Raw genomic sequence first — 24,753 nt, 5'->3', positions numbered from 1 at the left:
CCCGCTCGCACCGGCGATCCGCTCGCCCCTTGCCCGGAGACAGACCATGCCCCCCACGACTTCGCGGCTGCGCCGCCTGATCTTCAAGGCCGGTGCCTCGGCCGTCCTGTCCATCAGCGCCGCGAGTGCCTTCGCGGCCTACCCCGACAAGCCCATCAAGCTGATCGTGCCGTATCCGCCGGGCGGCGCGACCGACGTGATCGGCCGGATCATCGCGCTCAAACTGGGCGAGCAGCTGGGACAGCAGGTGGTCGTCGACAACCGGGGCGGCGCCGGCGGCAACGTGGGCGCCGAAGCCGCTGCCAGGTCTGCGCCGGACGGCTACACCTTGTTGATGGGTGCGCTCACCTCCCATGCAACCATGGCCACGCTGGAGAAGGGAAAGATCCGCTACAGCATCACCAAGGACTTCGCGCCCGTCATGGTGGTGGGGTCGGTGCCGCTGGTGGTGGTCGTGAACCCCAGGCTTGCGGTGAAAGACCTCAAGGAACTGGTCGCCTATGGCAAGGCCAACCCCGAAAAGCTGAACTACGCGTCGTCGGGCGCGGGCGCGCCGCAGCGCCTGGCCGCCGAGATCATCCGCAGCGATGCGAAGATCAGCATGACGCACATCGCCTACAAGGGCAGCGGTCCCGCGATGACGGATCTGGTGGGCGGGCAGGTGAACATGATGGTCGAGACGGTGCCCGCGGCGCTGCCGTTCATCGTCTCGGGCAAGCTGCGTGCGCTGGCGGTAACGATGCCCGAGCGCATCTCGATGCTCCCGGAGGTGCCGTCCGCGGTCGAAGCCGGGATGCCGGCGCTGGACATCGCATCGACTTTCGGCGTGCTCGCTCCCGCCGGCACGCCCGAGGCCATCGTTGCGCGGCTGAACGAAGCATTGGCCGGGCTGGTTCGATCGCCCGAGGTCAAGGACATGCTGCTCAAGCAGGGCGTCTATGTGGCAGAGCCGACGACGCCGGCGCAAACGGCAAAGCGCATCGAGCTCGAGGTGGCCCGCTGGGAGAAACTGATCACCACGGCCCACATCAAGGCGGACGAATGAGGCCAGCAGTCCCGATGCACAGAACAAAGGTAACGCAAGCATGACCGACGAGAAATCTCCTTTCGAGCCCGACGATGCAGCCGACGGATCCGGCATGCGCAAGGGCCTCACCAGCTACGGCGACCAGGGCTTCTCGCTCTTCCTGCGCAAGGCCTTCATCAAGGGCGCGGGCTTCACCGACGCGGCGCTCGACCGTCCGGTGATCGGCATCTCCAACACGGGGAGCGCCTACAACCCCTGCCATGGCAACGCACCGCAGCTGGTCGAGGCCGTCAAGCGCGGCGTGATGCTGGCAGGGGGGCTGCCGATGGACTTCCCGACGATCTCGATCCACGAGAGCTTTGCCGCGCCGACCAGCATGTACCTGCGCAACCTCATGTCGATGGACACCGAGGAGATGGTGCGCGCCCAGCCCATGGACGCCGTGGTGCTGATCGGCGGCTGCGACAAGACCGTGCCGGCCCAGCTGATGGGCGCGGCTTCGGCCGGCATTGCCTCGATCCAGCTGATCACGGGCTCGATGCTCACGGGCGGCCATCGCGGCGAACGGGTGGGCGCCTGCACCGACTGCCGGCGCTATTGGGGCAAGTACCGCGCCGGCGAGATCGATGCGGAGGAAATCGCCGACGTGAACAACCAGCTGGTCGCGAGCGTGGGCACCTGCTCGGTGATGGGAACGGCCAGCACCATGGCGTGCATTGCCGAGGCGCTGGGCATGACCGTGCCGGGCGGTGCATCGCCGCCCGCCGTGACGGCGGACCGCATCCGCATCGCCGAGCAGACCGGCGCCCAGGCGGTACAGATGGCGCGCACCGGCCTGACGATCGACAAGGTGTTGACGCCCGAGGCCTTCGAGAACGCGATGCGGGTGCTGTTGGCGATCGGGGGCTCGACCAACGGCATCGTGCACCTCGCGGCGATCGCCGGGCGCATGGGGCTGGAGATCGATCTGGCCGCGCTCGATCGCATGGGGCGGGAAACGCCGGTGCTGCTCGACCTGAAGCCATCGGGCCAGTGGTACATGGAGGATTTCCATCATGCGGGCGGGATGGCGACCCTGCTGCGCGAACTGAAGCCGCTGCTGCACCTTGGCGCCATGACCGTCAGCGGCCGCACGCTCGGCGAGGAGATGGAGCGGGCGGGCCCGGGCTTTCAGCAGACGGTGGTGCGGTCGATCGGCAACCCGATCTATCCCCAAGGCGGCATTGCCGTGCTGCGAGGCAATCTCGCCCCGGGCGGCGCCATCATCAAGCAGTCCGCCGCGGACCCGAAGCTCATGGAACACGAAGGACGGGTCGTGGTGTTCGAGAACATCGAGGACCTGGTCCACCGCATCGACAGCGAGGAGCTCGATGTCACGGCGCAGGACGTGCTCGTGCTCAAGAACATCGGCCCCAAGGGCGCGCCGGGCATGCCCGAGGCCGGCTACATTCCGATCCCGCGCAAGCTGGCCCGCGCCGGCGTCAAGGACATCGTGCGGATCTCCGACGGCCGCATGAGCGGTACGGCGTTCGGCACCATCGTGCTTCATGTCACGCCCGAATCCGCGGCCGGCGGTCCACTGGCCCATGTCCGCAATGGCGACCGCATCCGCTTGAGCGTCGAGCGCCGCGAGATCGCATTGCTGGTCTCCGCGGAAGAACTCGCCCGGCGCGCGCAGGAGTCCCCGGTCGCCGTACCGACCGCCGAGCGCGGCTACCGCAAGCTGTTCCTGCAGACGGTGACGCAGGCCGACCTGGGCGTGGACTTCGATTTTCTGCGAGCGGCCCGGATGGTCGGCAAGGTGCCGCGCTAGCATGGACCGCCGGCCTGCCGATGCGGTGAGGTGGTCCGAAGGCGCGGAGCCGCCGAACACGCGCGTTCCAGCCGATGCCTGCGACTGCCATCACCACATCTACGATGCACGCTACCCGTTCGCGCGGGGCGCGGCACTGCGGCCTGGCGATGCATCGATCGCCGACTACCAGGCCTTGCAGAAGCGCATCGGCACGACGCGCAATGTGATCGTCCAGCCGTCGAGCTACGGGACCGACAACCGCCTGCTGCTCGAGTCGATCGCGCAGTTCGGCGAAAAAGCGCGCGGCGTGGCCGTGGTGGACACCGACGTGACGGATGCCCAGCTGCGCGAACTGCACAGCGCGGGCGTTTGCGGCATCCGGTTCAATCTCGCACCGCCGGGTGCGACCACGTTGGCCATGGTGAAGCCGCTGGCCGCGCGGATCGCGCCGATGGGCTGGCATGTCCAGGTCAACGCGCCCGCGGCCTTTCTGCTGGAGGCGCGTGCGATCTGGGCGGACCTGCCGGTCCCCGTGGTGTTCGACCACCTGGCGCGCGTGCCTCAACCGAACGCGACACAGCACCCGGCCTTCCTGATGGTTCGCGGCCTGCTCCAGCAGGGCAGGGCCTGTGTCAAGCTGTCCGGGTTCTACAACGAATCGGCGGTGGGCGCGCCGGGCTATGCGGATGCCGTGGCGGTGGCCGCCGCCTACGCGCGCGAAGCGCCGGAGCATGTGCTCTGGGGAAGCGATTGGCCGCATCCGACGGAGCAGCCGCACAAGATCCCGAACGATGCGGCCTTGCTCGATGCTTTTGCCGATGCGGTGCCGAGCGAGGCCGCGCGCAAGTCGATCCTGGTCGACAACCCGGCCAGGCTGTATCAGTTTTCCTGAGCGTACATGGCCTGCGCTTCGTGCAGCAGCGCCTGCGACAAGGCAGCGCGTGGGCCGTGCGTGGCCCACACCAGGCCCACGCGCCGCACGGGCGCGCGCGAGGGCAGCGGGACCGGCACGATGCCGTAGCCGACGTGCCACATGGGCGACCAGTCCGGCAGCAGCGCCACGCCCAGGCCCTGCCCGACGAGGGCGGCGATCGCCATCAGGTTGTCGATCTCGAGCCGCTGCTTCACGACCAGGCCGTTGTCGCGAAGATAGCGATCGGCAAGCTGGCCACCCAGCACGGAGCGGTCGTAGCGAATGAAGGGTTCGGTCTCCAGCAACTGGTGGGCAGTGCGGTCCGCCAGGCCTGCGGGCGCCACCACCACGAGCCCTTCCTCCAGCAGCGCGTGCCATGCGCAGCCTTTCCCCACGGCGAACTGGGGCTCGACGACGATGGCGGCATCCAGCGCGCCGAGGGTCACCTGGCGGCAGAGCTCGACGGAATTCCCGGGAGCGACGAACACCGACAGGTCCGGGTACCGATCGTAGAGGCGCTTGAGCAGGGGCGGCAGCACGCCCGTCAGCGCCGAGCCGAACACGCCGAGCTTCAATTCGCCGAGCGCGAAGCCGTCGCCGGCGGCGGCCCGCAGGTCGCGGATTTCCCTCAGCACGGTGCGCGCCCGGTCGAGCATCTTCAGGCCGGCTGCGGTGGGGCGAACGGAGCGCCCCGCCCGCTGCACCAGGGAGAGCCCCATCTCTTCCTCCAGCGCCTTGACGCGCGCCGCAATGGCCGCAGGCGTCAGGTCCAGATGGCGTGCCGCTTCGGCCATCGATCCCAGCTCGACGACGGCAACAAAGCTCTGCAGGTAGCGGGTGTCCATGCGAAGGAATGTAACTTTGCGGATGAACCGGAACAAAAAATTATTTTGCTCTGACGGTGCCGCCATCGCTTCTTCCGAAGGGCCCGCGCTTTCAAACTCGGCCCGCACAAGCAATAAGGGCCCGCTTCGAATCCGTCGATCGGTGCCACCTTCGGAAGACATCACAGCATGACCACCAGACTACGCGGCGTGATTGCGCCCGTCCTGACACCCTTCACCGGCAGCCTGGCGCCCGATGTCGAACGCTTCATCGCGCACTGCGAATGGCTCGTCGGCAACAACGCGGGCCTGGCCATCTTCGGCACCAACTCCGAGGCCGCCTCGATCAGCGTGGCCGAGCGCAAGTCGTTGACCGAAGCACTGGTGGAAGCGGGCATTCCCGCGGCGAAGCTGATGCCGGGGACCGGCGCCTGCGCGCTCCCCGACGCGGTCGAGCTTTCGCGGCATGCGTCCGAACTCGGCGCAGCCGGCCTGCTGACGCTGCCGCCGTTCTTCTTCAAGGGCGTGTCCGACGACGGCGTGTTCGCCTACTACGCCGAGATCATCGAACGAGTGGGGCCCGGCTGTGCGCCGATCTACCTGTATCACATCCCGCAGTTCAGCCACGTTCCGATCACCCTGGGCCTGATCGAGCGGCTTCGCAAGCGCTATCCGACGGTGATCGCCGGCGCGAAGGACTCCTCGGGGGACTGGGCGAACACCAAGGCCATGATCGACAACTTCGCCGCCGATGGCTTCGACGTGTTTCCCGCCAGCGAGTCGCTGCTCTCAATGGCGATGCCGCTCGGTGGCGCCGGCTGCATCAGCGCAACGGTGAACATGAATCCCGCGGGAATCCACCGGGTCTATGCGGGATGGCAGGGTGCAGACGCTCCCGAACTGCAGGCCAGGGCCGATGCGGTCCGCAAGGTGTTCCAGGGCGGCTACATGATCCCCGCCATGAAGCATGCGCTGGCCACGTACGCCAACGATGCGCCATGGCGCATGGTGCGCCCGCCGCTCGCGCCCCTGGACAGCTCGACGCGCGATGCAATCGACGCGCAGCTTCAGGCCATCGACTTCAGCATGCCGGGCTATCCGCGCGCCTGAGTCCACTGCGGCGGCGAAGACCGCCTCGATGCCCGATTCGGATTCATACAAAAAAGGAGACACACATGACGCATTTTTCTCTTCCCGCGGCCTGGCCAGGCCTTTGCAGCGCCCGACGAAGCGCGGCAGCGCTGGCCCTGGCCGGCACCGTGCTCGCATTGATCGGCGCGCCTGCCATGGCGCAGCAGCAGCAGACGCTCACGATGTGGAGCCACTGGCCCGACGAGGTTTCGAAGCGCAGCTTCATCGAAGAGCGGGTGAAGCAGTTCGAGGCGGCTACGCCGCAGTGCAAGGTCAATCTGCAGTTCGTTCAGAAGGCGGACCTCTACACGTCCGTGAAAACCTCCGTGCGCACCGGCCAGGCACCGGACATCTTCTGGCTGGAGCCCGACGAGATCGCATTCGCCAAGAGCGGCTACCTCGAGCCGCTCGACAAGTACATCGACCTGGCCAACCTCGAGGACTGGGCCAAGCGCGCATGGACCTGGAACGGCAAGGTCTACGCCATGCCGCAGGAGGCCTACTCGGTCGAGCTTTACTACAACCGCGACCTGATGAAGAAGATCGGCGTGACGCCGCCGGCCGGCATGCAGATGACGCAGGCCCAGTTCGCCGACATGGTCAAGCGCTCGGTCGCCGCCGGCATCACGCCGACAGCCACGGGCGTGGGCGACCGGCCCTACCCGGGTGCCTACTTCCTGCAGGAGATCCTGTTGCGCAAGCTGGGCACCGAAGACTACGAGAAGCTCCTGACCGGCAAGCTGCCGTTCCAGGACCCGCGCGTGATCGAGGCCATGACCTGGGTCAAGCAGCTGGTCGATGCCGGCATGTTCCCCAGGAGCATGGCCACGATGAAGCTGGGCGAGTCGCACTACTACTTCCACACCAACCCGGGCGCGCTGATGTTCCCGATCGCAAGCTGGTACACCGGGCGCGCCTTCGTGGCACCGGAGAAGGGCGGGCAGCCCAAGGACTTTGCGCTCGGCCTGATGAAGTACCCGGCGATGGACGGCAGCAAGTGCCCCGAATGCAAGACGCTGGCGGTCGGCGGCAGCTACGTGATGTATTCGCGGAGCAAGAACAAGGAATGCGCGGGCAAGATGCTCTCGTCGCTCGCCACCGTGGAGAACGGCAACAAGTGGATGGAGAGCGTGCTGCTGCAGACGGGCGTCAGGACCGACCCGTCCCGCATCACCAGCATCTATGCACCGTACTTCAAGGAACTGCAGGAGCGCGGGGCCGGCGCCAGGTACTTCATCGGGACGCCGCTGCACTACATGAGCGGCAAGTGCGGCGACACCTTCGCGCAGGTGCTCAACCGGGCCTTCCCCGGTGGCCTGGTGAGCGTGAACGACGCCGCCGCGCAGATGGATGCGGCATGCAAGGCCTCGGGCTGATCCGGCAGGCTCGGAGCGATTCGACATGACAGATCCTTCTTCCGGCGTCGCAGCGGCGATGCGCCGCACGCTCGCCTCCTGGCTTTCGGCGCCGGAGGCCGACTCCCGGCGCGCTTCGCTGCCCACCGTGATGCTGTTCCTCGCGCCGGCATTGCTCGTGTATGCGGCCTTGACGGCCTATCCGGTGCTGCGCACCTTCTACAACAGCTTCTTCAACGTGGCCGACCTGGCCTCGTCGGAGTTCGTCGGCTGGGCCCACTATGCCGAGGTCTTCAAGGACAGGACTTTCTGGGCGGCGGTGCGCAACACCGCCGCCTGGTCGGTCATCGGACCCATCCTCGACGTGGTGGTCGGGCTGCTGCTTGCGCTGTGCCTGTACGCCGGCGTGCCGTTCTCGCGCTTCCTGCGCGTGGCGTGGTTCACGCCCGTGCTGCTGTCCTATGTGGTGGTGGGGATCATGTGGGTCTGGATCTACAACTACGACTGGGGCGTCGTGAACGGCATGCTGCGCGCCATGGGGCTCGAGAGCTGGGCGCAGGCCTGGCTGGGCGACCCGCGGTTCGCGCTAGGCTCGCTGATCGTGACCCATGCCTGGAAGTGGGCAGGCTTCAACATGGTCGTTTGCCTGGCCGCGCTGCATTCGCTGCCGTCGGAGGTGCTCGAGGCCGCCGAGCTCGACAACTGCGGCTGGTGGCACAAGCTCACCGACATCATCGTGCCCATGCTCTGGCCGACCTTGCTCAACCTCTACATCCTTGCCTTCATCGGCAAGATGAAAGTCTTCGACCTGGTCTGGATCATGACCGAGGGCGGCCCGGTGTGGTCAACCGAAACGGTGTCGACCTATGTGTACAAGCGGGCCTTCAACTGGAACACCTTCGACCTCGGCTATCCCTCGGCGATTGCCGTGGTGTGGTTCTTCGTGGTGGTCGGCTTCGTCGTCTTCTTCAACCTGCTGTTCCGTCGCCGCGAGCGCATGGAGTACTGATTTCATGACCTCGGCTTCCACCACCCTGAAACCACCCGCCGCGGTGGATCATCGCGAACCGCTGACGGCCGCGCTTTCGCGCATGCTGCGCAACGGCGGGCTCATGGCCGCCGTGGTGCTGTACACGCTCTACTCCGCGCTGCCTTTTCTGTGGATCGGGACGATGTCGGTGCGCACGACCTCCGAGATCAGCGCCAACCACTTCGCATGGCCCGAAACCTTTCATTGGGAGAAGTTCCGCATCGCATGGGTGGATTCGAACTTTGCGCAGTACTTCTGGAACAGCTCGCTCATCGTCGTTTCCGCGGTAGCCATCGTCACGCTGCTGGGCGCGGCGGCGGCGCATTGCCTGGCGCGCTACAACTTCCGCGGCAACCGGCTGGTCTACTTCATCCTGTTCAGCTCGATCGTCTTCCCGCCGCAGATCATCCTGATCTCGCTGTTCCAGGTGCTGGTGGAGTACGAGCTCTACAACTCGCGGCTCGGCCTGATGATCGTGTACGTGAGCCTGCAGTTGCCGTTGACGGTGTACCTGCTCGAAGGCTTCTTCGCCCGCATTCCGCAGGACCTCTTCGACGCCGCCAAGATGGACGGGTATTCCGACTTCGAGATCTTCTGGCGCATCGTGCTGCCGGTGGGAATGCCGGCCATCGCGACCACCATCATCCTGAACTTCATCCAGCTCTGGAACGAGTTCCTGTTCGCGGTGGTGCTGCTGAGCGACCAAGGCTCGCGCACGCTCCCCATCGGCATCCGTGCGTACATGGGGGACTACTTCCAGGACATCGGGATGATCGCCACCGGCATGATGATCGCGGTCATTCCGGTGGTGGTGCTGTACGCCTTCTTCTCCGAGAAGCTCATTCAGGGCATGACGGCCGGCGCCGTCAAGTGAGCGCCGGGCCTTTCTTCTTCTCTTCCCAATTCCAACGACCGGGGCACAAACCGTGGCAGCAGTCCATCTCGAAAACATCTTCAAGCGCTACAAGGGCACGGCGCAGCCCGCCGTCGACGACGTGTCGCTGTCCGTGCAGGACGGCGAATTCATGGTCCTGCTCGGCCCCTCGGGCTGCGGGAAGTCGACCACGCTGCGCATGATCGCGGGGCTGGAGGCGATCAGCGAAGGCTCGCTGGCCATCGACACGCGCAAGGTCAACGAGGTGCCCGCCAAGGACCGCGACATTGCCATGGTGTTCCAGTCCTATGCGCTCTATCCGCACATGACGGTGGCCGACAACCTGTCGTTCGGACTTCGAAGGCGCAAGGTGGATAGCCAGCAGATTGCCGCACGCGTGAAGTCGGCCGCCGGCATCCTGGGCCTGAACGAGCTGCTGGCGCGTAAGCCCGCGGCGCTGTCGGGTGGGCAGCGGCAGCGCGTGGCGCTCGGCCGCGCGATCGTGCGCGAGCCCAAGGTCTTCCTGTTCGACGAGCCGCTGTCGAACCTCGACGCGGCGCTGCGGGTGAACACACGCAACGAGCTGGTGCGGCTGCACCGCCGGCTGGGCGCGACCATGATCTATGTGACGCATGACCAGGTCGAGGCCATGACCATGGGCCAGCGGATCTGCGTCATGAACAAGGGCAAGGTGGCCCAGGTCGGCAAGCCGCTGGACGTCTACCGCGCGCCGGCCGATGCCTTCGTCGCCCGTTTTCTCGGCAACCCGCCGATGAACATCCTGAAGGCGCGCATCGTGCAGGGCCCGTCCTCTGCTGTCGCGGCACTGGGCGGGAGCGAACTTCCACTGGCCCGCTGGGCCCGCGCCGCGCTGCCTCCGGCGAGTGAACTGCTGGTTGGCGTGCGGCCCGAGGAACTGCAATTGCACGAGGCCCGCGAGGGCGTCGGCACGCTGCGGGGCGTGGTCTCGGCCATCGAGCCGCTGGGTGCGGAGACGCTCCTCATGGTCTCGCTGGAGGGCGATGCCGGCGATGTCATGGCCCGCCTGCACCGCGATGTGAAAAGCAGCATCGGCGATCGCGTGGGCCTGACCATTCCGGACGAGGCGCTTTATCTGTTCGATGCCTTCACGGAGAAGGCGATCCCCGCCGCCGACGTGGGCGCGCCATGACGAAGCCCTTGCGCGTGGGCCTGGTCGGCGCAGGTTGGGTCAGCTCGCACCATCTTGCGGGTTGGCGGGCGCTCGAAAGGCAGGCCGTGGTCGTGGCCATCGCCGACCCGAACATCGCCAACGCCGAGGCGCGTGCACGCGAGTTCGGCATCGCCCGGGTCTTTGCGAGCGCGCAGGAGATGCTTGACGCGATGCCTCTTGATGCGGTCGACGTGGCGGCGCCGCGCGAATTCCATGCGGCCATCGTGCGCGCCGCGGCAGAGCGTGGCCTGGCCGTGCTGTGCCAGAAGCCCCTGGCTCCCACGCTCGCCGAAGCCCGTGCACTGGCCGACGAAGTGGCGCCCAGGTGCCGGCTCATGGTCCACGAGAACTGGCGCTTCCGTCGCTGTTACCGCGACCTCGCGGGATGGCTCGCGGAGGGCCGCATCGGAGACGTGGTCCAGGCGAGCATGACCTTGATGACCTCCGGCCTGCTGCCCGACGAGGCCGGCAGGCTGCCTGCGCTCGAGCGCCAGCCCTTCATCGCGGGTCTGGAGCGCGCACTGGTGATGGAGATACTGATCCACCACATCGACACGTTGCGCTTTCTGCTGGGCGAACTGACGCTGGTGCATGCGCGGCTCGGGCGCGCGAGCCCGGTGATGCGCGGCGAGGACCGGGCCTTCCTGTCCTTCGAGACCACGTTGCAGGCCCCGGTGGCGCTGCTGGCCAACCTGTCGGTGCACGGCCGCGCGCCGGCCCAGGCCGACCGGCTGACCCTGGTCGGCACCAAGGGGACCATCGAGCTCGAGGACGACACGCTGCGCTGCCTGGGTGCACAGCCTGCTGAGCTGCGCTACGACCTGCCCGCGTGCTATCTCGCCTCCTACGCGGCAACGATCGCGCATTTTGTCGACAGCGTACGCAATGGCCGCGCCTTCGAGACCGAGCCGGCCGACAACCTGCGCACGCTGGCGCTGGTCGAGGCGGTGTATCGGCAAGGGGAAACTGCGAGCGAAGCCTTCCTGGAACGGACGCCGCGGATCGGGGCCTGAATCGGCACCCGGCCGCGCGCCCGCAATTGAAATTTATTGTTGGCGCACCCGGCCCAGATACAGAGGGATACGCAAGCCGGTCGCAGGGCTGCCGGTGCGCCGAACAATGGCTCCATCACTTCGCAACCATGGAGCCCCCGATGACCGCTTTTCCCCTGCTGCCCCGCCGTTCCTTCCTTGCCAAGGCGGCGCTCGGCATGGCCGCCGCCCAGCTGGCCCCGATCGTTCCCGCCTTCGCCCAGTCCGCGGGTACGCCGAGCCTCCGGCGCCTCGAGCCGCTCAAGAGCATCGACGCGGGCTCGCTCAACATCGGCTACTACGAGGCCGGCCCGGCCGACGGCGCCCCCGTGATTCTTCTTCACGGCTGGCCCTACGACATCCACATGTTCGTCGACGTCGCCCCGCAGCTTGCGGCCGCGGGCTTTCGCGTGATCGTGCCGTACCTGCGCGGCTACGGCAGCACCCGCTTCCTGTCGGCCCGCACGCCGCGCAACGGGCAGCAGTCGGTGGTCGCCGTGGACATCATCGCGCTGATGGACGCGCTGAAGATCAAGGCCGCCACCGTGGCCGGCTGCGACTGGGGCGCGCGCACGGCCTGCATCATGGCCGCGCTGTGGCCGGAGCGCGTGAAGGCGCTGGTGTCGGTCAGCGGCTATCTCATCGGCAGCCAGCAGGCCGGCAAGGCCCCGCTGCCGCCCGCGGCCGAGCTGCAGTGGTGGTACCAGTACTACTTTGCGACCGAGCGCGGCCGCCTGGGCTACGAGAAGAACCGCCACGACTTCGCCAAGCTCATCTGGCAGCTGGCCTCGCCGAAGTGGAACTTCGATGCGGCCACCTTCGAGCGCAGCGCCGTGGCCTTCGAGAACCCCGACCACGTGGCCATTACGGTCCACAACTACCGCTGGCGCCTGGGCCTGGCCGACGGCGAGGCCAAGTACCAGGCGCTCGAGGACCGGCTGGCCAAGGCGCCGGTGATCGGCGTGCCGACCATCACGCTCGAAGGCGACGCCAACGGCGCACCGCATCCGGAGCCCGGCACCTACGCGAAGAAGTTCTCGGGAACCTACGAGCACCGGCTGGTCAGCGGCGGCATCGGCCACAACCTGCCGCAGGAAGCGCCCGAGGCCTTTGCCAAGGCGGTGCTCGACGTGGCGCGCGGCTGAGGCGGCGGACCCCATGTGGAACATCGACCAGGCCTACATCGATGGCGCCTTCGTGCCCGTGCAGGGCAGCGAGCGGCTGGAGATCTGCAACCCCGCGACCGAGCGGGCCATCGGCACGGTGACGTTGGCGAACCGCGAGGATGCGAAGCGCGCCATTGCCGCGGCGAACCGCGCCCAGCCGGCGCTCGCGCGAAGCACCAGGGCGCAGCGCATCGACATGCTCCGGCGCCTCGAGGCCGCGGTGCTGGCACGCACCGACCGGATCCGCGAAGCCACCATCGAGGAGTACGGCGGCCCGCTGGCCCGCTCGCAGTGGGTCAGCAACTACGCCTCGCAATGCTTCGCCACCACGGCGCAGGCGCTGCGGGACTACGCCTTCGAGCGCCGCCTGGGCGAGGCCACCGTGGTGATGGAACCGGTCGGCGTCGCCGGCCTCATTGCGCCCTGGAACGCCGCCGCCGGAAGCATCTGCAGCAAGCTGGCTTCGGCCATTGCCGCGGGCTGCGCCTCGGTCGTCAAGCCGAGCGAGCTGGGCCCGCTGCAGGCGCAGGCCGTGACCGAGGCGCTGCACGACGCGGGCCTGCCGCCTGGCGTCTTCAATGTGCTGCTCGGGCGCGGCAGCGATGTGGGCGACGAGATCGCCACCAGTGCGGGCATCGCGAAGATCTCGTTCACCGGCTCCACGCAGACCGGAAAGCTCATTGCGCGCGCGGGCGTCGACACCATGAAGCGCGTGAGCCTCGCGCTCTCGGGCAAGTCGGCCACCCTGGTGCTGGACGACGCCGACCTGGCCGCCACGCTGCCCCTGGCACTGAACGCCGCCTTCATGAACAACGGCCAGGCCTGCGTGGCGGGCACGCGCCTGCTGATCCCGCGCGTGCACATGAAAGCCGCCATTGAACAGGTGCGAGCGGCGGCGGCCGCCCTGCGCGTGGGCGATCCGCGCGATCCTGCCACCGCGGTCGGACCGCTCGCGAGCCAGGCGCAGTTCGATCGCGTGCAGCACTTCATCCGCCGCGGCCTGGCGCAGGGCGCCACCCTCGTGGCCGGCGGCGAGGGCCGGCCGGACGGTTTCGAGCGGGGCTGGTTCGTGCGGCCTACCGTGTTCGCAGAGGTGCGCAACGACATGGACATTGCGCGCGAGGAGATCTTCGGGCCGGTGCTCTCGATGATCGGCTATGGCGATGAGGACGAAGCCATCGGCATCGCGAACGACTCGCCGTACGGCTTGCAGGCCTACGTCTTCTCGTCCGACGCGCAGCGTGCCCTGCGCGTGGCCTCGCGGCTGCGGGCCGGCACCGTGCTGGTCAATCGCATCGCGCCCGAGCTGGCCGCGCCCTTTGGCGGCGTCAAGCAGTCGGGCGTCGGCAGGGAGTTCGGTGTCTTCGGCATGGAGGCTTTCCTGGAGCCAAAGACCATTGCCGCCGCGGACGGCATTGCGTGAAAAGGTGGGTGCCGGTGGCGGGCCGCGTGCTGGCTGTTGCCGATGCCGACATGGCCAGGCCGCCACCTGGGTACCCATCCGATGCGCTCGACCGGGCGCTTGTCGTACGATAGCTGCTGGCCGCTGCGGCTTTGAGAGAACTCTCCAGGGCCATTCGCCAGGTCAGGCAGCAGCCGATCAGACGTACTGCCATCGTGACATGAGCCCGGTATTCCTTTTGCTTGTTCATGCGGATCCACAGCAGGCAAAGCGCTTGCTGCGGCGGCTGGTTTCGGTCGGCCGCTGCATTGTCCATGTCGATGCCAAGGCCGAGCTTTCCGCGTTCCGGATCGACGATCCGCGCGTAAGTTACGTGAAGGACCGTGTCGATGTGCGCTGGGGCGCCATCTCCCAGGTCGATGCCACCCTGAAGCTCATGCGCACCGCGCTCGCGGAATGCGAGGTGTCGCAGGTGAGCCATTTCATGCTGCTTTCGGGCAACTGCTATCCCTTGCGCCCGCTGGAAGAATTCCGCACCTTCTCGCAGCTGCATGTCGACACGAACTTCATCAAGATGATTCCGCTGGCAAGCACGCGCAAACTGCATGAGCGAGTCCGCCACTTCTGGTTCTACCAGGACCTTCCCGTGGATGGACGGAAATTCACCCTGGTGCGGCTGTCGCGCGGCCTTCTGCAATTCGTCGGCAAGCTCGGGCGCCGGTCGTTCCCGCTCTTTGCGCAGTGGCACTTCGGTTCCCAATGGTGGGCGCTGACCCCTGAAGCCGTGAGCTACCTCGTGTCGTATCCGCATGAAACGTCCGTGAAGCGATTCCTTCGGTTCTCCAAGGCGCCCGACGAAATCTACTTTCATACGCTGCTTGCAAACTCCCCGCTGCAGCACACCGTGGAGCCCGTCAGCGGAAGCGGCGTCTGGGACGCGGCGAACCTGCACCTGATCGATCCCTCGCTGTCGCGGTGGTTCCACACGTCGGACTACGAGGAGATCGTCGCGTCGGGCATGTGGTTCGTGCGCAAGGTTGGCAGCGGCGTCTCCAGCGATCTGTGCGACAGGCTGGACCGCAACGGCAATCACAACCTGGTTGCGGAAGCGGGCGAGGAGGCGGCCTAGCCGTGGGCGCCGGCTTCGGCCCGGCGATCCTCGTCGGTCCCGAAGGCAGAATACGAGCCGGGAGCGGTCGTCCGGCCGCAGGAGGGCAGCGCATGAAGATCGAACCACGCGGCGCTCGCCGTCGCCGCCTGCGGTTTCTGCGCCACTCGGTTTGGCGACAGCTTCTGGGCCAATCTGCGGTGGCTGCAGTAGAGCACTTGCCATGAGATGGTTGGAACTGCTGCGCAGCGTTCTGCGCGTGCTGTGGTGGGCCGTGGCAGCGGCCCTGCCGGTTGTGCAATACCGTTTCCACGAAAGCTACCGCCGCGCAATCGGGTGCCCCGCCACACCGGATTGCTACGTGCCAGGCGCCGAGCTCCTGATCGACATGCTGCTTCTCGCCGCGGCTTCGGCTGTGGTGCTCTGGCCGCTCTGCGCGTGGTACGCCATCGTCAAGCCATGGCTGGCCCGCCGGGCATCGCTCAAACAGTGACAGGAACTGCATCGGATGTTCTTTTCTCGCAAACCGGCGCCGCCTTCCTCGAGGCTCATGCAACTCCACGAATACATCGACCTGCTCCACGGAGGCACCGAGGATCACGCCGGAAGCGATGCGGTCAAGCAAGGCGCCATGGCGCTTGCGCACAGCCTTCGCGGCCCCCTGCAATTGAAGGCATGGACGGCTCCGCCATTGGCGCAGGTCTTTGCCCGCCGCTCGCAGGCGCAGGATGCATTGCTGGTCCATGTGCCCCTCGACATCCGCGATTGCTTCCTGATCGCCATCTTCAGGAACGGTGCGCCCACCGCACAGGAACATCTTCTTTTCGACATCGGTGCGGAATACCAGGAGCCCATGCTGGAGTGCCCCGAGCTCGGTGTGGCCGAGCCGGCGAACGAAGCCAACATCCGCCACTGGATTCCATTGCTGCAGGACAGCCCGTCGGCGTTCGCAATCGTTGAGCGGCGCGGCGGAACCTACATGCAGGTGTTCGCCGACGCCGAGGGCTTTCATCTGGAGCATCAGCTGGTCACTCCCGGGGCGCACTACCGCGCGGCCGAGCCGGTCAGCGCCGAGGAAGCCGTCGGCATCCTGGTGTCCTATGCGTGCGAAAAATACGAGTGGGCCTACAAGCCCTGGGAGTGGCTCGAGCTGCAGGGCATGTGATCCGTCTTGCTGCGGCGGGGTAGATGGACTCTGCAGAAATGAATCCACCTGGACGAGACCTGCTTGCAAACAGCATAAACTTCTCCCATGAGCACCATGACGTATCCCTGCCGGAAGCCATGAAGTCGTTCGTGGACGAGCAAATGTTCGAATGCGGCCACGGCACAAGCAGTGAGGATGTGCACGAGATCATCCGAAAGGACCAGCAGCGGCTCCAGCTGCGTAGTCTGCTGCTCCAAGGAGGCCTCTCGGCGCCCGTCGCAGTGGTAGACGCGGCCCATTTCGATGGCTTGCGCGAGAGAGTGTGCGATGTGGGCAAAAAGGTGGGCAAGGCCGGCGGCAGGTGACGGCGAAAGCAATCATCCCGACGACTCACTTGCGATTTCCGCACGCGCCTGAGCGTCACAGCCGGTGCTCCCGCGCTAACGCTCCAGAAAGAGATCGGCAATCACCGACCTCAGCCACCTGTTGGAAGGGTCCTGCTGATACCGCTCGTGCCAGTGCTGCTTGACGGCGAACCCCGGCAGCGTGAAGGGCGGCTTGAACACCTCCACTTTAGCGATCCGCAGCAAGGTTTCGGCCACGCGCTCAACGACTCGCCTGAGTTCATCAAGCGCTTCGAGGTCGACGTCCAGGCGGCGGTGGGGCCTTGCGGGTTCAGCATCCGTCGCTGGCTTGACGCACGCCCCGTTCCATCTCAAGGCGGGATGCGACGGGGCCTTGGCAAGGATGAAATAAAGGCAGGCTTCGCGAGCAGTTCCGCGATCGCTCCATGCCCGAGGGTTACGCACCCACCAGCACGCGGGTTCGCACCGACTTGCGCACGACCCAGTCGCGCGTCATCGCGTCGAACGCAAGGAAGTGCGGCGCAGCCAGGTGGGCCTCGATGGCCGCTGGATCGTCGTACAGCTCGTAGAGGAAGAAGGCGCCAGGGTCGGCCGGGTCGCGGCATACATCGAAGCGGCTGCAACCCGGCTCGTCGCCGAGCGAACGCTGCGCATTGTGTGCGATGGCTTCGGCAAAGGCTTCGGCTCGCTCGGGGTGGATCTGGAAGTCGACGAGCAGTGCGTGGGTCATGATTTTCAATCTTTCCGTCGGCGTCAGTCGAGGCTCAACTTGGCCTTGCTGGCGAGCGCCGCGAATTTCGCGATCTCCGCCTGTATCTGAGCGGCCATCTGCTCGGGCGTGTTGCCGATCGGCTCCGCGCCCATCTCCAGCCATTGCTTCTTCATCTCGGGCATCGCGAGGATTCGGGTGGAATCGGCGTGGATCTTGTCGACCACGGCCTTGGGCGTGCCGGCCGGCGCCATCAGACCGAACCAGGTCGCGATGTCGAAACCGGTGAGACCCGCTTCCGACAGCGTCGGCACCTCGGGCAGTGCCGACGAGCGTCTGGCCGTGGCCACCGCCAGCGGGCGCAGCTTGCCGCCCTTGATGAGCGGCAAGCAGGAGGCCACCGTGTCGAACATCATCGTCGTCTGTCCGCCCATGAGGTCGACCAGCGCCGGGCTGCTGCCCTTGTAGGCGACGTGCAGGATGTCGGTGCCGGCCATGTCGTTGAACTGCTCGCCGATGAGGTGGTGCGCGGTGCCGGCACCGGTGCTGCCGTAGCTGAGCTTGCCGGGGTTCGCCTTGGCTTGCGCGATAAGCTCGGCCACGTTCTTCGCAGGGTTGGCGGCCGATACGATCAGCACGTTGGGCACGATGGCCAGCACGGTGATCGGCGCCAGGTCCTTGCCGAAATCGTAGGGCAGCTTCTTGTAGACCGACTGCGCGATCGAGTGGTGCACCGCACCCATCAGCAGCGTGTAGCCGTCGGCCGGCGACTTGGCCACATAGTCGGCGCCCAACGTGAGGCCGGCGCCGGGCCGGTTTTCCACCACTACCGGCTGGCCCCACGCCTGCGACAGCTTCTGGCCGATGGCGCGGGCGATCTGGTCGGTGCTGCCGCCGGGCGGCGAGGGCACGACGATCTTGACCGGCTTGGCGGGCCACGCCTGGGCATGGACGGCGAGCGGTGCGGCGAGGGCCGCGGTCGCGAGCAGGGCGGCGTTCAGGAAGCGCTTCATGGTTTTGTCTCCGCGTTGTTTGGAAAACGGGACGGCGGGCGTGGCCGCCGGCAGCACTGCCGCGTCGCGCAGCTAGGCCGCGCGCAGGGCGTTGGTGGCCGCGCGCGTGATGTCGGCCGTGCTGTGCATGCCGCCGAACTCCATCGGCCGCACCTGGCCGGTGGCGAACACCTGCTCGACCGCGCGTTCGATCAGCGCCGCGCCGTCGGCCAGTGCGGTGTCACCGCTGCGCTCAGCCAGCCACTCGAGCATCATGGCGGCCGACAGCAGCATCGCGGTCGGGTTCGCCTTGCCCTGGCCCGCAATGTCGGGCGCGGTGCCGTGCGCCGGCTGGAACAGTGCGTGCCTGTCGCCGATGTCGCCCGAGGGCGCCATGCCCATGCCGCCGACCAGCGCGGCAATGAGGTCCGACAGGATGTCGCCGAACATGTTCTCGGTGACCAGCACGTCGTAGGTCCACGGCTTCATCACCAGGTTGAGTGCCATCGCATCGACATAGCCGCTGTCGGCCGCCACCGCCGGATGGCGCGCCGCGACTTCCTCGAACACCTTGCGGAAGAAGGCCATCGAGGCGAAGACGTTGGCCTTGTCCACGTTGGTCACGCGGCCTGCGCGGCCCAGCCGCTCGGCCCGGCGTGCGGCCAGGCGGAAGGCGAATTCGCAGATGCGTGTCGTGCCGTGGCGCGTGATACGCATGGTGTCGAACACTTCCTGGTCACCGCGTACGTCGCCGCGGCCGCGGGCATAGAACAGGCCTTCGGTGCTCTCGCGCACCAGCACCAGGTCGATGTGCTCGGCCTTAGGGTTCGACAACGGCGTGGGCAGGCCGCGGAAGGTGCGGATCGGCCGCACGCCGGCATAGAGGTCGAAGTGCATGCGCAGGTCGAGCTGCGGAATGATCTCGGTGCCGTCGGCGCCGCGCACGTGCGGCAGGCCCATCGCACCGAACAGGATGGCGTCCGCGCTCTCACAGCGGCGCAGCGTGGTCTCGGGCAGCGCGACGCCGCTGTCGAGATAGTGCTGTGCGCCGGCCGGCAGCCATTCGAGTGCCAGCGCACGGCCGACGCGCGGCTGCACGGCTTCCAGTACGGCCTGCGCCGCGTGCATGACTTCGGTGCCGATGCCGTCTCCCGGCAGGACGGCGATGCGGTAGTTCTTTTCCATGGGAGAGAGGGGCTTGTGTGGCGTGAGAAGGGAAGAAGAAAAAAACATCCAGCCGGGCTACATCTGCTGCAGGCGGTAGCGCTCGAACAGCGCCAGCAGCTCGCGGCTCGCGCGCTGGCGGTGGGCTCGGTTCACTGCCGATGCGCCGGCCGAATCGCCGGCGCGCAGGCACTCCACCAGCGCTGTGTGTTCCTGCGTTGAATTCACCGGCTTGGGCCGCAGCCGCAGCGTGAACATGCGGGCGCGGTGCGCGCGGTCCCAGTGACTGAAGACGGCCTCGGTCAGCAGGCGGTTGCCGGCCATGGTGACCAGCTGCGCATGGAAGCTCTCGTCGGCGCGTGCCCAGGCGTCGAGATCGTCCTTGGCCAATGCGTGTTCCATCGCCTGCGTCGCGCGCACCAGCGGCGCCAGCTCGGAGTCCGACGGGCGGCGTGTTGCCACGATCTCGACGGCCAGGCTTTCGAGCGCGGTGAGGATCTCGTAGATCTCGCGCATGTCAGTGGCCGACATCGGCAGCACGCGCATACCGTGGCGCGGGATCACCTGCACCAGGCCTTCGCGCTCGAGCCGGATCAGCGCTTCGCGCACCGGTGTGCGGCTCAGGCCGAGCTCCAGCGCGATCTCCTGCTCCAGCGCCTGATGGCCGGGCGGCCATATGTTGTCGAGGATGCGCCGGCGCAGGCTTTCATAGGCCGCGTCCGTGCGCGAGAGCGCAGGCGAGGCAGCCGGGGGTGGGGTCGTGGTGCGCGGGGTGGGCATGGACGAGTCCGGGTCGGATGGTCAAATAACGTATGAATTAATGTATACGTTAATCGGAATGCCGTTGCCTGGGAAAACCCGGACGCGCACGCGCTCGCTATATTCCTCCCTCCAGAGTTGTTCTGTACAACCCAAATCAAGAGGAGCTCGCGCCTTGAAGCCATCCCCCAAGAAGCAGGCCGGCCTGAACTTTCCCAGGCCGCTGGTCACCGTCGACGTGGTCATCTTCACCGTGCTGGAAGATGCGCTGAAGGTCATGCTGGTACGTCGCCCGAGCAACCCTGACGATCCCTTTCCGGGGCGCTGGGCGCTTCCCGGCGGGTTCATCGACGTCGACAGGGACGCCAGCCTGCTCGACTGCGCACTGCGCAAGCTGCGCGAGAAGACCGGGGTTGCCGCACCGTATCTCGAGCAGCTGGGCAGTTGGGGCGGCGCGCATCGCGATCCGCGCGGCTGGTCGGCCACGCACGCCTTCTTCGCGCTGATGCCGGCCCGGGACCTGGTGCCCGACCAAGGCGTGAATGCCGCGCAGGTCGAATGGATGGACGCCGCTGCCGCGGGTCGCAAGCGCCTGGCGTTCGATCATGCGGAGATCCTGGCCAGCGCCATCGCCCGGCTGCGCAGCAAGGTGGAATACACCTCGCTGCCGGCCTTCCTGCTGAACGAGCCCTTCACGCTGCCGCAGCTGCAGCACACCTACGAGGTCGTGCTCGGCCGAGCCGTCGACAAGAGCGCCTTCCGCAAGCGGATGCTCGATGGCGGCTTCATGGAAGAGGCGGGGATGGTGGAGGGCGCCTCCGGCCGGCCGGCCATGGGCTACCGGCTGCGCGACCGGTCCCAGGCGGCGCTGTTTCCCCGCACCTTCAGCCCGCGCGACGCCGAGGCTTGACTTTCTCCGTCATGGTTGTACAGTGCAACCAAAGAGAGTTGTACAGTACAACTAACACAAGAGGACCCCGCCATGAAGCAGAACATCCATCTCCTCGTGATCGATCCGCAGAACGACTTCTGCGACCTGCCGGCCGACTGGCTCGGCATCGACGCCGCCACGGGCGCGCCGCTGCAGCCGGCCCTGCCGGTGGCCGGTGCCCACGCCGACATGTTGAGGCTGGCCGGCCTGATCCGCGAAGGGGGAGGCGGCATCGCCGGCATCACGGTCACGCTGGACTCGCACCACAGGTTCGACATCGCGCATCCCACGTTCTGGCAGGCGCGCGGCGGCGGCGCGGTGGCGCCCTTCACCGCGATCACCGCGGCGCAGGTTCGCGGCGGCGACTACCGGCCCCGCGACGCCGCGGCCCTGCCGCGCGCGCTGGCCTACCTTGACGAACTCGAGCGCAGGGGCCGCTACACGCTGATGGTGTGGCCGGTGCACTGCGAGATCGGCAGCTGGGGCCACAACGTGCATGCCGCCGTCAAGGCCGCCTACAACGCCTGGGAAGACGCACAGGCCGGCCTGGTGGAGAAGGTCGCCAAGGGCAGCAATCCCTGGACCGAGCACTACAGCGCCATCCAGGCCGAAGTGCCGGATGCGGAGGATCCCGGCACCGCGCTCAACATGCGGCTGGTCGCGTCGCTCGACCGCGCCGACCTGATCGTGATTGCGGGCGAAGCCAGCAGCCATTGCGTGAAGGCCACCACCGAGCACATCGCCGCCCACCTGCCGTCGGGCAGGCCCGCCAAGCTGGTGCTCGTCACCGACTGCATGAGCCCGGTGACCGGCTTCGAGGCGCAGCACCAGGCCTTCCTCGACGACATGGCCGCGCGCGGCGCGCAGCTGCGCAGCAGCGCCGAAGTGCGCGCACTGCTGGCGGCCAACGCCTGACGCCAACCCGCCCAAGGAGCACACCATGCAACCGATCATCCAGAGCCTGCTCGACACCGACCTGTACAAGTTCACGATGTGGCAGGCCATGCTGCACAGCCACCCGCAGACGCAGGCGGAGTACAGCTTCGTGTGCCGCAACCAGCCGGCCTATCCGCTGGCCGAGCTGCTGGCGGACGTCAACGCGCAACTCGACCACCTGTGCACGCTGCGCTTTGCGCCCGGCGAACTCGCCTACCTGCGCGGCCTGCGCTACATCAAGAGCGACTTCGTCGACTTCCTGCGCATCTTCAGCTTCCAGCGCGAATTCATCACCGCCGCGGCCGAAGGCGATGCGCTGCGCGTCCGTGCGGTCGGCCCGCAGGTGCACACGATGGCGTTCGAGATCTTCGTGCTCGCGATCGTCAACGAGCTGTACTTCCGCCGCTTCGATGCCGAGGCGGCGCTGGCCGAGGGCCGCCGGCGCCTGCACGCCAAGATCGAACTGCTGCGCGGTTTTGCGGAAGAGCCGGCGGCGCGGCATCCATTCGAGTTCTTCGACTTCGGCGTGCGGCGCCGCTTCTCCCGCGACTGGCAGCGCGAAATGGTCGGCACGCTCAAGCGCGAGGTGCCGATGTATTTCAAGGGCACCTCCAACGTGCTGCTGGCCAAGGAGCTGGAGCTGGTGCCCATCGGCACCATGGCGCACGAGTACCTGCAGACCTACCAGGCGCTCGGCGTGCGGCTGCGCGACTTCCAGAACGCCGCGCTCGAAGGCTGGGTGCAGGAGTACCGCGGCGACCTGGGCGTGGCGCTGACCGACGTGGTCGGCATGGATGCCTTCCTGGCTGATTTCGACCTGTATTTCGCCAAGCTGTTCGACGGCCTTCGCCACGACTCGGGCGATCCGGTCGCCTGGGGCGAGAAGGCGCTGGCGCACTACGCCAGGCTGCGCATCGATGCGCATACCAAGCGGCTGGTGTTCTCCGACGGGCTCGACCTGCCAACGGCGATCCGGCTGTACCGCACCTTCGCCGACCGCACGCAGACCGGCTTCGGCATCGGCACCCACCTGAGCAACGACGTCGGCCTCACGCCGCTGAACATCGTGATGAAGCTCACGGCCTGCAACGGCCAGCCGGTGGCCAAGCTGTCGGACAGCCCGGGCAAGACGCTGTGCGAAGACCAGACCTTCCTGGCCTACCTGCGCCAGGTCTTCCAGATCGAGGGGTGAGGCCATGCTCCGCATCACTGTCGCCCAGCTCAACCCCATGATCGGCGACCTGGCCGGCAACGCCGCGCGGATGATCGAGGCCGCGCGCCGGGCCGCGGCCGACGAGGCCGACCTGGTGGTCTTCTCCGAGCTGTCGCTCACCGCCTACTACCCGGCCGACCTCCTGGAGGAAGAGGGCTTCATGGACCGCGTGGAGGAGGCGTTCGGGCAGCTGCTCTCGGCCTCGCGCGAGATGCCGGCGCTGCACTGGGCGGTCGGCCTGCCGGCGCGGCGCGAGGGCGCGGGCAAGAAGCTTCGCAACGTGCTGCGCGTCATTTGCGCGGGCGAAGTGCGGCTCGAATATGCCAAGCAGCTGCTGCCGACCTATAACGTCTTCGACGAGCGCCGGCACTTCGAGCCGGGCCCCGACGTGGCACGCGTGCTGCGCATCCGCGACGCGCGCGTGGGATTCCTGATCTGCGAGGACGGCTGGAACGACGAGGGCGAGGACTACCTCGTCAATCCCTTCGACCGCATGCGCGATGCCGCGCCCGACCTCGTGGTGTCGATCAACGCGAGTCCCTCGAACATCGGCAAGCGCGAGCAGCGGCACCGCATCTTCGGCGCGGCCAGCCGCCGCAACGGGCTGCCGATCCTCTACGTCAACCAGGTGGGCGGGCACGACCAGCTGGTGTATGACGGGGCCTCGTTCGCCGTCGAGCCGCAGGCCGGCGTGGTGTACGAGGCGCACCGCTTCGCGGAGGACCTGCGCACCCTGCGCTTCGAGGACGGCCGCTTTCTCACGCCGGCCGGCGAAGCACCGCCGCCTGTGCCGCCGCAAGGCCTGCCGACGCTGGAGTTCTACCGCCAGCAGATCGTGCTGGGCCTGCGCGACTATGCGCGGCGCTGCGGCTTCCGGCAGGCGGTGGTCGGCTCGTCCGGCGGCATTGATTCGGCGCTGACGCTCGCGCTGGCGGTCGAGGCGCTGGGCGCGCAGAACGTCGTCGCCATCACCATGCCGTCGCGCTTTTCCTCGGCGGGCTCGGTGGACGATTCCGAAAGGCTGTGCCGCAACCTCGGCGTGCCGCTCAAGGCGCATGCCATCGCGGGCGTCGTTTCGCAGTTCGAGCAAGGCTTCGAGACGGCCTTCGGCCAAGGGCTGCAAGGCGTGGCGCTGGAAAATCTGCAGGCGCGCGTGCGCGGCACGGTCCTCATGGGCTACTCCAACAGCTTCGGCCACCTGCTGCTGACCACGGGCAACAAGTCCGAGATCTCGGTCGGCTACTGCACGCTGTATGGCGACACCAACGGTGGCCTGGGCCTGATCGGCGACCTCTACAAGACCGAGGTCTTCGCGTTGTCGCGACACTTGAACGCACAGGCCGGACGCGAGCTCATCCCGCAGGCCATCCTCGACAAGGAACCCTCTGCCGAGCTGGCGCCGGGGCAGAAGGACGCCGACAGCCTGCCGCCGTATGACGTGCTCGACGAAGTCCTCAAGCTGCTGATCGAAGGCGAGCGGCTCGGGGCGGAGGAGTACGCGCAGGCGCGCAGCTTCGTCGACCGGCTGCGCGCCACGCCCGGGGGCGAGGCGCTGGTCGAGCGCATCCGCGGCATGGTCGCGCGCAACGAGTACAAGCGGCGGCAGTCGCCGCCCATCGTTCGGGTCAGGCCCCGGGCATTCGGCTCGGGCCGCCAGATGCCGATTGCGGCCCGCTGGAACTGAGGATG

The 24,753-nt window shown here is 67.3% G+C and carries 25 protein-coding genes; 19 read left to right on the top strand and 6 right to left on the bottom strand.

Annotated features, from left to right (window positions below; translation table 11 throughout):
* Positions 1-46: 46 nt before the first annotated feature.
* From AC1DSC_RS18635 to AC1DSC_RS18625, 3 genes are read left to right on the top strand one after another with little or no spacing between them, the layout of a single operon-like run.
* Positions 47-1,045 carry a Bug family tripartite tricarboxylate transporter substrate binding protein gene (locus tag AC1DSC_RS18635; protein WP_062365269.1) on the top strand — a complete coding sequence of 333 codons (999 nt, stop codon included), beginning with the start codon at positions 47-49 and terminating at the stop codon, positions 1,043-1,045.
* A gap of 40 nt (positions 1,046-1,085) precedes the next feature.
* Positions 1,086-2,840 carry an IlvD/Edd family dehydratase gene (locus AC1DSC_RS18630; RefSeq protein WP_015866284.1) on the top strand — a complete coding sequence of 585 codons (1,755 nt, stop codon included), beginning with the start codon at positions 1,086-1,088 and terminating at the stop codon, positions 2,838-2,840.
* A gap of 1 nt (position 2,841) precedes the next feature.
* A complete protein-coding gene (locus tag AC1DSC_RS18625) occupies positions 2,842-3,714 on the top strand; it encodes an amidohydrolase family protein (protein ID WP_015866285.1) in 873 nt (290 codons plus the stop codon).
* On the opposite strand, the gene AC1DSC_RS18620 is transcribed toward AC1DSC_RS18625, so the two are convergent.
* Positions 3,702-4,580 carry a LysR family transcriptional regulator gene (locus tag AC1DSC_RS18620; RefSeq protein ID WP_041945825.1) on the bottom strand — a complete coding sequence of 293 codons (879 nt, stop codon included), beginning with the start codon at positions 4,578-4,580 and terminating at the stop codon, positions 3,702-3,704. The genes AC1DSC_RS18625 and AC1DSC_RS18620 overlap by 13 nt on opposite strands.
* 168 nt (positions 4,581-4,748) lie before the next feature.
* On the opposite strand from AC1DSC_RS18620, the gene AC1DSC_RS18615 reads away from it, so the two are divergent.
* The 12 genes from AC1DSC_RS18615 to AC1DSC_RS18560 all read left to right on the top strand — a co-directional run bounded on the left by AC1DSC_RS18615 (position 4,749) and on the right by AC1DSC_RS18560 (position 16,360).
* A complete protein-coding gene (locus AC1DSC_RS18615; RefSeq protein ID WP_015866287.1) occupies positions 4,749-5,669 on the top strand; it encodes a dihydrodipicolinate synthase family protein in 921 nt (306 codons plus the stop codon).
* A 65-nt stretch (positions 5,670-5,734) separates the two neighbouring features.
* A complete protein-coding gene (locus AC1DSC_RS18610; RefSeq protein ID WP_015866288.1) occupies positions 5,735-7,066 on the top strand; it encodes an ABC transporter substrate-binding protein in 1,332 nt (443 codons plus the stop codon).
* A gap of 25 nt (positions 7,067-7,091) precedes the next feature.
* On the top strand, positions 7,092-8,054 hold the full coding sequence (locus AC1DSC_RS18605; RefSeq protein ID WP_015866289.1) for a carbohydrate ABC transporter permease: 963 nt from the start codon (positions 7,092-7,094) through the stop codon (positions 8,052-8,054).
* 4 nt (positions 8,055-8,058) lie between these two features.
* Entirely contained in the window at positions 8,059-8,949 is an 891-nt protein-coding gene (locus AC1DSC_RS18600; protein WP_015866290.1) for a carbohydrate ABC transporter permease, read from the top strand.
* A 52-nt stretch (positions 8,950-9,001) separates the two neighbouring features.
* Complete coding sequence (locus tag AC1DSC_RS18595) at positions 9,002-10,120, top strand: ABC transporter ATP-binding protein (RefSeq protein WP_062365270.1); 1,119 nt, start codon at positions 9,002-9,004, stop codon at positions 10,118-10,120.
* Entirely contained in the window at positions 10,117-11,154 is a 1,038-nt protein-coding gene (locus AC1DSC_RS18590) for a Gfo/Idh/MocA family protein (RefSeq protein WP_062365271.1), read from the top strand. The genes AC1DSC_RS18595 and AC1DSC_RS18590 overlap by 4 nt, the downstream gene beginning before the upstream one ends.
* A gap of 140 nt (positions 11,155-11,294) precedes the next feature.
* Positions 11,295-12,317 carry an alpha/beta fold hydrolase gene (locus AC1DSC_RS18585; RefSeq protein WP_018906938.1) on the top strand — a complete coding sequence of 341 codons (1,023 nt, stop codon included), beginning with the start codon at positions 11,295-11,297 and terminating at the stop codon, positions 12,315-12,317.
* Positions 12,318-12,330: 13 nt separating this feature from the next.
* A complete protein-coding gene (locus AC1DSC_RS18580) occupies positions 12,331-13,761 on the top strand; it encodes an aldehyde dehydrogenase family protein (RefSeq protein WP_062365272.1) in 1,431 nt (476 codons plus the stop codon).
* 199 nt (positions 13,762-13,960) lie between these two features.
* Positions 13,961-14,869: a beta-1,6-N-acetylglucosaminyltransferase gene (locus AC1DSC_RS18575; RefSeq protein WP_062365273.1), complete on the top strand. Its 909-nt coding sequence runs from the start codon at positions 13,961-13,963 to the stop codon at positions 14,867-14,869.
* Positions 14,870-15,071: 202 nt separating this feature from the next.
* On the top strand, positions 15,072-15,341 hold the full coding sequence (locus AC1DSC_RS18570; protein WP_062365274.1) for a hypothetical protein: 270 nt from the start codon (positions 15,072-15,074) through the stop codon (positions 15,339-15,341).
* 57 nt (positions 15,342-15,398) lie between these two features.
* The gene (locus AC1DSC_RS18565; RefSeq protein WP_155736606.1) at positions 15,399-16,013 is read left to right on the top strand and encodes a hypothetical protein; all 615 of its coding nucleotides are present in this window, start codon (positions 15,399-15,401) and stop codon (positions 16,011-16,013) included.
* Positions 16,014-16,036: 23 nt separating this feature from the next.
* On the top strand, positions 16,037-16,360 hold the full coding sequence (locus AC1DSC_RS18560) for a hypothetical protein (protein WP_310649287.1): 324 nt from the start codon (positions 16,037-16,039) through the stop codon (positions 16,358-16,360).
* A 75-nt stretch (positions 16,361-16,435) separates the two neighbouring features.
* Here AC1DSC_RS18560 and AC1DSC_RS18555 read toward each other — a convergent pair whose 3' ends face one another.
* From AC1DSC_RS18555 to AC1DSC_RS18535, 5 genes are all read right to left on the bottom strand, one after another.
* Positions 16,436-16,714 (bottom strand): type 2 periplasmic-binding domain-containing protein, encoded by a 279-nt coding sequence (locus AC1DSC_RS18555; protein ID WP_162269823.1) that lies wholly within the window; start codon positions 16,712-16,714, stop codon positions 16,436-16,438.
* A gap of 82 nt (positions 16,715-16,796) precedes the next feature.
* On the bottom strand, positions 16,797-17,090 hold the full coding sequence (locus AC1DSC_RS18550) for a putative quinol monooxygenase (RefSeq protein ID WP_062365277.1): 294 nt from the start codon (positions 17,088-17,090) through the stop codon (positions 16,797-16,799).
* A gap of 23 nt (positions 17,091-17,113) precedes the next feature.
* Positions 17,114-18,082: a tripartite tricarboxylate transporter substrate binding protein gene (locus AC1DSC_RS18545; protein ID WP_062365278.1), complete on the bottom strand. Its 969-nt coding sequence runs from the start codon at positions 18,080-18,082 to the stop codon at positions 17,114-17,116.
* Between the two features lie 72 nt (positions 18,083-18,154).
* Positions 18,155-19,246, bottom strand: a complete 1,092-nt coding sequence (locus AC1DSC_RS18540) for an isocitrate/isopropylmalate dehydrogenase family protein (RefSeq protein ID WP_062365279.1) — start codon at positions 19,244-19,246, stop codon at positions 18,155-18,157.
* A gap of 57 nt (positions 19,247-19,303) precedes the next feature.
* Entirely contained in the window at positions 19,304-20,005 is a 702-nt protein-coding gene (locus AC1DSC_RS18535; RefSeq protein WP_015866303.1) for a GntR family transcriptional regulator, read from the bottom strand.
* A gap of 154 nt (positions 20,006-20,159) precedes the next feature.
* Here AC1DSC_RS18535 and AC1DSC_RS18530 point away from each other — a divergent pair, with 154 nt between their 5' ends.
* The 4 genes from AC1DSC_RS18530 to AC1DSC_RS18515 all read left to right on the top strand — a co-directional run bounded on the left by AC1DSC_RS18530 (position 20,160) and on the right by AC1DSC_RS18515 (position 24,748).
* Positions 20,160-20,894 carry an NUDIX hydrolase gene (locus tag AC1DSC_RS18530; protein WP_018906944.1) on the top strand — a complete coding sequence of 245 codons (735 nt, stop codon included), beginning with the start codon at positions 20,160-20,162 and terminating at the stop codon, positions 20,892-20,894.
* Positions 20,895-20,966: 72 nt separating this feature from the next.
* Positions 20,967-21,830 carry a cysteine hydrolase family protein gene (locus AC1DSC_RS18525; RefSeq protein ID WP_062365280.1) on the top strand — a complete coding sequence of 288 codons (864 nt, stop codon included), beginning with the start codon at positions 20,967-20,969 and terminating at the stop codon, positions 21,828-21,830.
* Between the two features lie 25 nt (positions 21,831-21,855).
* Positions 21,856-23,043, top strand: coding sequence for a nicotinate phosphoribosyltransferase (gene pncB, locus AC1DSC_RS18520; protein ID WP_062365281.1), 1,188 nt, complete (start codon positions 21,856-21,858; stop codon positions 23,041-23,043).
* Between the two features lie 4 nt (positions 23,044-23,047).
* Complete coding sequence (locus AC1DSC_RS18515; RefSeq protein ID WP_062365282.1) at positions 23,048-24,748, top strand: NAD+ synthase; 1,701 nt, start codon at positions 23,048-23,050, stop codon at positions 24,746-24,748.
* The last annotated feature ends 5 nt before the right edge of the window (positions 24,749-24,753 follow it).

The sequence above is a fragment of the Variovorax sp. 01N425 genome (assembly GCF_056399465.1).
This window is presented reverse-complemented; position numbering and strand designations above follow the sequence as displayed.

Excerpts from the sequence above, each read along its gene's own strand:
- AC1DSC_RS18635 (WP_062365269.1), top strand. The coding sequence starts at position 47 with ATGCCCCCCACGACTTCGCGGCTGCGCCGCCTGATCTTCAAGGCCGGT.
- AC1DSC_RS18630 (WP_015866284.1), top strand. The coding sequence starts at position 1,086 with ATGACCGACGAGAAATCTCCTTTCGAGCCCGACGATGCAGCCGACGGA.
- AC1DSC_RS18625 (WP_015866285.1), top strand. The coding sequence starts at position 2,842 with ATGGACCGCCGGCCTGCCGATGCGGTGAGGTGGTCCGAAGGCGCGGAG.
- AC1DSC_RS18620 (WP_041945825.1), bottom strand. The coding sequence starts at position 4,580 with ATGGACACCCGCTACCTGCAGAGCTTTGTTGCCGTCGTCGAGCTGGGA.
- AC1DSC_RS18615 (WP_015866287.1), top strand. The coding sequence starts at position 4,749 with ATGACCACCAGACTACGCGGCGTGATTGCGCCCGTCCTGACACCCTTC.
- AC1DSC_RS18610 (WP_015866288.1), top strand. The coding sequence starts at position 5,735 with ATGACGCATTTTTCTCTTCCCGCGGCCTGGCCAGGCCTTTGCAGCGCC.
- AC1DSC_RS18605 (WP_015866289.1), top strand. The coding sequence starts at position 7,092 with ATGACAGATCCTTCTTCCGGCGTCGCAGCGGCGATGCGCCGCACGCTC.
- AC1DSC_RS18600 (WP_015866290.1), top strand. The coding sequence starts at position 8,059 with ATGACCTCGGCTTCCACCACCCTGAAACCACCCGCCGCGGTGGATCAT.
- AC1DSC_RS18590 (WP_062365271.1), top strand. The coding sequence starts at position 10,117 with ATGACGAAGCCCTTGCGCGTGGGCCTGGTCGGCGCAGGTTGGGTCAGC.
- AC1DSC_RS18585 (WP_018906938.1), top strand. The coding sequence starts at position 11,295 with ATGACCGCTTTTCCCCTGCTGCCCCGCCGTTCCTTCCTTGCCAAGGCG.
- AC1DSC_RS18580 (WP_062365272.1), top strand. The coding sequence starts at position 12,331 with ATGTGGAACATCGACCAGGCCTACATCGATGGCGCCTTCGTGCCCGTG.
- AC1DSC_RS18575 (WP_062365273.1), top strand. The coding sequence starts at position 13,961 with ATGAGCCCGGTATTCCTTTTGCTTGTTCATGCGGATCCACAGCAGGCA.
- AC1DSC_RS18570 (WP_062365274.1), top strand. The coding sequence starts at position 15,072 with ATGAGATGGTTGGAACTGCTGCGCAGCGTTCTGCGCGTGCTGTGGTGG.
- AC1DSC_RS18565 (WP_155736606.1), top strand. The coding sequence starts at position 15,399 with ATGCAACTCCACGAATACATCGACCTGCTCCACGGAGGCACCGAGGAT.
- AC1DSC_RS18560 (WP_310649287.1), top strand. The coding sequence starts at position 16,037 with ATGGACTCTGCAGAAATGAATCCACCTGGACGAGACCTGCTTGCAAAC.
- AC1DSC_RS18550 (WP_062365277.1), bottom strand. The coding sequence starts at position 17,090 with ATGACCCACGCACTGCTCGTCGACTTCCAGATCCACCCCGAGCGAGCC.
- AC1DSC_RS18545 (WP_062365278.1), bottom strand. The coding sequence starts at position 18,082 with ATGAAGCGCTTCCTGAACGCCGCCCTGCTCGCGACCGCGGCCCTCGCC.
- AC1DSC_RS18540 (WP_062365279.1), bottom strand. The coding sequence starts at position 19,246 with ATGGAAAAGAACTACCGCATCGCCGTCCTGCCGGGAGACGGCATCGGC.
- AC1DSC_RS18535 (WP_015866303.1), bottom strand. The coding sequence starts at position 20,005 with ATGCCCACCCCGCGCACCACGACCCCACCCCCGGCTGCCTCGCCTGCG.
- AC1DSC_RS18525 (WP_062365280.1), top strand. The coding sequence starts at position 20,967 with ATGAAGCAGAACATCCATCTCCTCGTGATCGATCCGCAGAACGACTTC.
- pncB (WP_062365281.1), top strand. The coding sequence starts at position 21,856 with ATGCAACCGATCATCCAGAGCCTGCTCGACACCGACCTGTACAAGTTC.
- AC1DSC_RS18515 (WP_062365282.1), top strand. The coding sequence starts at position 23,048 with ATGCTCCGCATCACTGTCGCCCAGCTCAACCCCATGATCGGCGACCTG.